The 6,508-nt window shown below is 67.9% G+C and carries 6 protein-coding genes; 3 read left to right on the forward strand and 3 right to left on the reverse strand.

Annotated features, from left to right (window positions below):
- Positions 1-65: 65 nt before the first annotated feature.
- Positions 66-1,004: a hypothetical protein gene (locus OWR29_RS35325; RefSeq protein WP_267567822.1), complete on the reverse strand. Its 939-nt coding sequence runs from the start codon at positions 1,002-1,004 to the stop codon at positions 66-68.
- Entirely contained in the window at positions 943-1,452 is a 510-nt protein-coding gene (locus OWR29_RS35330) for a MarR family winged helix-turn-helix transcriptional regulator (RefSeq protein ID WP_267567823.1), read from the reverse strand. The genes OWR29_RS35325 and OWR29_RS35330 overlap by 62 nt, the downstream gene beginning before the upstream one ends.
- Positions 1,453-1,531: 79 nt before the next feature.
- Here OWR29_RS35330 and OWR29_RS35335 point away from each other — a divergent pair, with 79 nt between their 5' ends.
- From OWR29_RS35335 to OWR29_RS35345, 3 genes are all read left to right on the forward strand, one after another.
- On the forward strand, positions 1,532-2,092 hold the full coding sequence (locus OWR29_RS35335; RefSeq protein WP_267567824.1) for a winged helix DNA-binding protein: 561 nt from the start codon (positions 1,532-1,534) through the stop codon (positions 2,090-2,092).
- 103 nt (positions 2,093-2,195) lie between these two features.
- Positions 2,196-2,624 carry a hypothetical protein gene (locus OWR29_RS35340; protein ID WP_267567825.1) on the forward strand — a complete coding sequence of 143 codons (429 nt, stop codon included), beginning with the start codon at positions 2,196-2,198 and terminating at the stop codon, positions 2,622-2,624.
- Between the two features lie 588 nt (positions 2,625-3,212).
- Complete coding sequence (locus OWR29_RS35345) at positions 3,213-5,294, forward strand: cellulase family glycosylhydrolase (RefSeq protein ID WP_267567826.1); 2,082 nt, start codon at positions 3,213-3,215, stop codon at positions 5,292-5,294.
- Here the strand turns inward: OWR29_RS35345 and OWR29_RS35350 are convergent.
- Complete coding sequence (locus tag OWR29_RS35350) at positions 5,275-6,189, reverse strand: DMT family transporter (protein ID WP_267567827.1); 915 nt, start codon at positions 6,187-6,189, stop codon at positions 5,275-5,277. The genes OWR29_RS35345 and OWR29_RS35350 overlap by 20 nt on opposite strands.
- Positions 6,190-6,508: the final 319 nt, after the last annotated feature.

Raw genomic sequence — 6,508 nt, forward strand, 5'->3', positions numbered from 1 at the left:
CATCGGATCCGGTCGAGCTGCGTCCTTGTGATGGCCGCGTTCGGGCGTCCGCGGCGTTGTGGGGCTCAGCTTGGCCAGAGGTCGGGGTCGGCCCAGGCGCCGGTGATGGCGAGGTCGGCGTTCTGGGCTCGCTGGCGGGCGAAACGCAATGCCAGGCGTTGCAGGCGGGCGGTCATCGGGATCTGGTCGAGCAGAGTCGAGCCGGTGGTGAACTCGGTGCTGAAGGTGGCCACCTGCAAGCGTTCGAGCACGGCCGCGTGGCGGATCGCGGTGGTGAGTTCGTCGGCGTCGGCCGTGGGCTGCAGCACCAGGAGGGTGTCGGCGGCCGTGTAGGGGACGGCGCCGCCGTGCAGTAGGCGGTCGGGATCGAAGCCCTCGCACAGGATCCGGGCGCCCTCGCGAATCTTCAAGGCGCCCTCGCGAGCGGTCACCGACCACGGGCCCGGCCCGACGATGGCCATCGCGCGGGCCGGCGCGGGCACCTCGCCGGGCTCGTCGTCGAGCAGACCGGCGACCGTCTCGACAGCCTGCGGGCCGCCGGGAGCGCCCAGGTGGTGGACGATCTGGGCGAGCACGGTCAGGGCCGTGGTGTAGCTGACCGTGTACGTCTCGGAGGTCTCGGCCACCGGCGTCCGCACGGCTTCCGGCCAGTCGATGTCCGGGCCGGTGACCGAGACGAGGGGAAGTCCCGCTTCGAGCGCGATGAGGCGACTGCGCTTTGCGTACGCCGTCTTGCCGGTATGGGTGATGACGACGGCCGCATCGCTGTCGCGTAGGAGGTCGCGGCTGAACGCGTTGGCGGCGACCCACCGTGCGTCGTGGCCGGCCGCGGACAGTTCGGCCGCGCCCAGCTCCGCCGCGTGCAGGCTGGTGCCGGTGCCGACCAGCCAGATGCGACGGGCCCCGGCCAGCCGATCGGCCGCCGGGGCGGTGAGGGCCGGGTCAGCGAGGCTCCGGATCGCCTCCGGTTGCGCCGCGATCATGCGTTCGAGCTGTGCGGTCATGAAGGCCCTCCCGGTCGCCGTGGTGATCGACGAGGATCGTAAGCAGATCGCTCAGCTGCGCGCGCTGGTCGCCGGTGAGCGGCGCCAGAACTTCGTCCTCGACATCGGCCAGCAACTTGTCGAGCGCGCGCAGCCGACGACGGCCGGCGGCAGTTATCCGTACGAGATTGCGGCGTTTGTCGGCGGGGTCGGGCGCGCGTTCCACTTCGCCGCGGCCGGTCAGCTCGTTCAGGACGGCGACCAGATCACTGCGGTAGACGCGGGTGAGATCGCTCAGCCGGCTCTGACTCGCCGCGCCGAACTCATCCAGCGTGGCCAGCACGGCAAAGTGCCACTTGCGCGCCCCGACCCGGCCCAGCTCTTCGTTGACCCGCCGATCGGAATGCATGGCGGCCAGCCCGAGCAGACGTGTCCGCATGTTCCGCAACCGTGCGGCGCCCTCTTCCACGCCGTAACCGTAGCACTTGCGTTAGTCCCACTAACGACCTACGGTCAGCGTTAGTCCCACTAACGATGAGGAGAGTTCCATGATGACTATCCCGTTCGGTGCCCAGCTGATCGGCCGCACCGAGAAGGCCCTCAACGCCCTGCTGGACCAGGCTCTGCAAGGCACTGGCCTGACCGAACCGCAGTGGGTCGCTTTGACCCTGACAGCCACCAGAACGCCCACCGCCGCCGCAACATCAGACGACGCTGCTTTTGCCTCCGAGCCCGTCGTTCCTGGCGCATCCCTTGCTCCTGAACACACTCCGCCCATGGCGTCCCGCATAGGCGGGCCGGGCAGCAATCCCGAAGTAGTCGGGCAGTTCCCCGCGGACCTGATCGCACGAATCGCCGAGGCGCTACGCGTGGGCGAACCAGCCGCGCGTGAACGTCTCGCCGAACTGGCCGGGGCCGGCCTGGTGCACACAACGTCCGGCGGCGCAGTCGAGCCGACCGAGCGCGGACTCGCCCTGTGGCAAGACGTGCGCGCCCAAGTCATGCGTCTTACCGACAAGCTTTGGGGCGACGTGCCCGAGGCGGACCGGGCAGCGGCCGGCCGGGTGCTGAACGTTGTTCTTGCTCGCGCCGGAGCCCTGCTGTCGTAGACAGTCGGCCTGGCGTCTTCTGACTGCACCACGCCCGGCCGGTTGCCTTGATGCAGCTCAGCCGCAGTCGGCTGACGTGGCATACCCCAGTTAAGATCCGCGAATGACCGCCATGACGACCCGTCTCAACGTGCCGACAGCCGGACGCCGTCGCGCCGGCGGGTGGGTGCTGGTGGCCGCCGAGTTCGGTTTCACCGCGCTGTACGCCGTCTGTTTCTACCTGGCCTTGGCCCGCGCCGCCGAGCTGACCGGTCACTGGTACATCCCGTCGCAGAACGACAGTTTCACCGCCGAGCTCGACATCACCGGAAGCTGGCCGTGGGCGGCTTTAGTGATGGCGGTGGTGTCGAGCGGCTTCATGGTCGCCGTGCTGGCCTTCTTCGTCTCGTTGATCGTCCTGCTGAGCGGCTACGCCAAGGGCCACCGCCGGCTGACGGTTGCCTTGATCGCCTCCACCGTCACGATGGTGCTCCTGCTCGTAGCCACCCTCACCCCGGCCGCGACCTCGGTCTCCGGCTGGCTGCTCGACTGACGCCACCCGGCCGCCGCCCGCACAAGCCACCGTCGCGCGTCGATTCATTCGTGCACGTTCGCTCAACACCTGCGCGTTCGCTCAACACTTGCGCGTTCGCTCAACTCGCGCAGGGTCGTTCGCTCAACTCGCGCAGGGTCGTTCGCTCAACTCGCGCAGGGTCGTTCGCTCAACTCGCGCAGGGTCGTTCGCTCAACTCGCGCAGGGTCGTTCAAGTCGTGCGCGTTTGCTCAGGTCGTCTGCGGCCGCTCGAAGTCGTGCGCGTTCGCTCGAAGTCGTGCGCGTTTGCTCAAGGCGTGCGCGTTCGCTCAAGGCGTGCGCGTTCGCTCAAGGCATGCGCGTTCGCTCAAGGCATGCGCGTTCGCTCAAGGCATGCGCGTTCGCTCAAGGCATGCGCGTTCGCTCAAGGCATGCGCGTGTGAACGCTCACAAGCCAGCCAGACTACGAGGCGGGGGCCACCGCTGGCAAGGGCGCTAGCCGAGATTGGGAGCGCTCCCAGATTTAAGAAAACTTTGATTGACGTCTATGAATTAGGGCGGATAGCGTGCGGCTCCCCTGTTAAGCACGTGTTTCCTCAAGGCGGATAGATGTCTCCAACCCGTGGCACCCGGCGGCGAGCGGCCCTGGCCGGTGTCGTTGCCCTGCTGACCCTCTTAGGTCTGTGGACCGCGACGGCGGCCGGCGCCGCCGCTGCCGGCTGCAAGGTCGTCTACACCGTCGGCTCACAATGGGGCGGCGGCTTCACGGCCAACGTCGCCATCACCAACCTCGGTGACGCGGTCTCCAGCTGGCGTCTGACCTGGGCGTTCCCCGGCACTCAGAGCGTCACCCAGGCCTGGAACGCCACTGTCACCGCCAACGGTGCCAACGTCACGGCGACCAACGCTAGCTACAACGGCTCGATCGCCACCAACGGCACGACCAGCTTCGGCTTCAACGGCACCTTCACGGGCAGCAACCCCGTACCGACGACCTTCGCTCTCAACGGCATGACCTGCACCGGAACTTCAACGCCGACGTCGCCGCCGCCGACCACGCCGCCTGTCACCACACCTCCTCCAACCACGCCGCCCCCGACCACTCCGCCGCCGGCCGGCGGCGACGCGGAAGCGACCGTCGCGGCCATGCAGCCCGGCTGGAACCTGGGCAACTCGCTCGACGCCACCGGCGCCGACGAGACCTCGTGGGGCAACCCGCGCATAACCGAGGCCCTGCTCGACGGCGTCAAGGCCCAGGGCTTCAAGAGCATCCGCATTCCGGTCACCTGGGGCCAGCACCAGGGCGGCGCCCCGAGCTACACGATCGAGGCCGCCTATCTGGCCCGCGTCAAAGAGGTCGTCAACTGGGCCCTGGCCGACGGCTTCTACGTCATGATCAACGTCCATCACGACTCGTGGCAGTGGCTCAACACCATGCCGGGCGCCCAGGCCCGCTACGACGCCACTTGGACGCAGATCGCCGCAGCTTTCCGCGACAGCCCGAACAAGCTCGTCTTCGAAAGCGTCAACGAGCCGCAGTTCACCGACGAGGGCCAGAGCGCGACCCACCTCAACTCGCTCAACACGTCGTTCCACCGCATCGTGCGCGGTTCCGGCGGCGGCAACGCGACCCGGCTGCTCGTTCTGCCGACGCTGCACACTTCGGCCGACCAGGTGCACCTGGACGCGCTCGCCACGACGATCGCCTCGCTCAACGACCGCAACATCGCCGCGACCGTGCACTACTACGGCTACTGGCCGTTCAGTGTGAACATCGCCGGCACCACGACGTTCGACGCCACCACCCAGGCCGATCTCGTCGGCTACCTCGACCGCTCGGCCGCCACGTTCACGGCCAAGGGCATTCCGGTGATCCTGGGCGAGTGGGGCCTGCTCGGCTTCGACCGTTCGCTCGACGCCGTCGAACAGGGCGAGAAGCTCAAGTTCTTCGAGTACCTGGGCTACTACGCCAGACAGAAGAAGATCACCACGATGCTGTGGGACAACGGCCAGCACTTCGACCGTACGGCGTTGACCTGGCGCGACCCCGAGCTCTACGCGCACATCAAGTCGGCTTGGACGACTCGCTCAGGAACCGCCAACACCGATCAGATTTTCTTGTCCAAGTCGACAGCCATCGCCGCCAAAACGCTCACTCTCAATCCGAACGGCACGACGTTCACCGCCCTGCGTCTGAACGACACCGATCTCGTACGCGGGACCGACTACACGATCTCGGGCAACGAACTGACACTGAGCGCCGCGTTGCTCACCCGGCTGGCCGGCGATCGCGCGTACGGCGTCAATGCGCGCATCACGGCCGTGTTCTCGGCCGGCGTGCCCTGGCGGATCAACGTCATCTCGTACGACACACCGACCGTCGCCGCCGGAACCGGAACGACCGCAGCGTTCACGATCCCGGTGAGCTTCCGCGGCGACCGGATCGCCACCATGGAGGCCAAGTACGCCGACGGCGGCAACGCCGGCCCGCAGAACTGGACGTCGTTCAAGGAGTTCGCGTACACGTTCCTGCCGGACTACACGGCGAACACGCTGGCGCTGACCCCGGAGTTCTTCGCCGAGGTCAACGACGGCGCGAAGGTGACGCTCACCTTGCACTTCTGGAGCGGCGCCAAGGTCACGTACTACGTCACGAAGTCCGGAAGCACTGTCACCGGTGCGACTGCGTGACGACCGGTTCCGGAGCCGGCCCGCGTGGCCGGCTCCGGGACACCGCCACCCCGGCGAGGCAGAGCGCCCCGCCGGCGATGGCGAGCGCGCGCGGCACCTCGTCGAGGATCAGCCACGACAGCAGAATGACGACGACCGGAACCGCGTACGTGGTGGAGCCCATCTTTCCGGCGGTCGTCCGGGCGAGCGCGTACGCCCATGTGGTGAACGCGACGGCGGTCGGGAACACGCCGAGGTAGACGACATTGAGCGTGGCGCTCATCGGCGCTGTGCGAATGTCGTCGACCAGCTGCCCGGCGAACGGCAAACACGCAACAGCGCCGATCAAACAGCCAAAGGTCGTCGCCTGCAAAGCCGAGGCGTGCCGCAACGCCGGCTTCTGCGCGACCACCCCGGCCGCGTAGGTGACCGCTGCGACCAGGCACAACAGCACACCGAGCACCGATGCGCGCCCACCGCCGGACATCGACAGCCCGACGACAACGGCGCCCGCGAAGGAAACGCCGATCCCGGCCAGCAGCCGCGGCGGGAAGCCTTCGTTCAGGAGCCATCCCGCAAGCAGCGCCATGAGTGCCGGCCCAACGTTGACGATCATGGCGGCCGTCCCGGCGTCGACCAGCTCCTCTCCCCAGTTGAGCGCCACCATGTAAAGCCCGAACCACAACACGCCCGAGACGGCGATGCCCGGCCAAGCCGCCCGGGGTGGCAACCCCTGCCGACGGATGAGCAGGAACAGCACGAGCACGACAGCTCCGGAGAGCAGCCGCCCCAGCGCGAGCGAGCCGGGGGAGAAGTGCGGGGCGGCGGCCCGGATCCCGACGAACGCCGAGGCCCAGAACACCACCGTGACCGACGCGGCAGCCACAGCCGCCCACGGCACGCGTTGGTTTTCCATACCGCTCACCCAACCGCGCGAACACTTCGGTGGCTAGCGAAAAACGGACGGGTCACTTCACCGCCCCGCCGACCGGCCGCTCATGTGAGTCGTTCGAGTCGCGCGTTCGCTCACTTGCAGTGTTTCGACTGCGCGTTCGCTCATCGTGATCGCCCAAGTTGCACGTTTGGTGGCGCAAACCGCACGTTCGTGAGCGTTCGCTTGCCATTTCGTGCAGCGAGCGGCGTTGGCCGCACGTTTGTGCGCGGTTGTCGTCCGGGCTGCGCGCCGAGCGGCGTTGGCTGCACGGTTGTGCGCGGTTGTCGTCCGGGATGCGTGC

The organism is Paractinoplanes pyxinae, from assembly GCF_026626335.1.
In the GTDB taxonomy this organism is placed as follows: domain Bacteria; phylum Actinomycetota; class Actinomycetes; order Mycobacteriales; family Micromonosporaceae; genus Actinoplanes; species Actinoplanes pyxinae.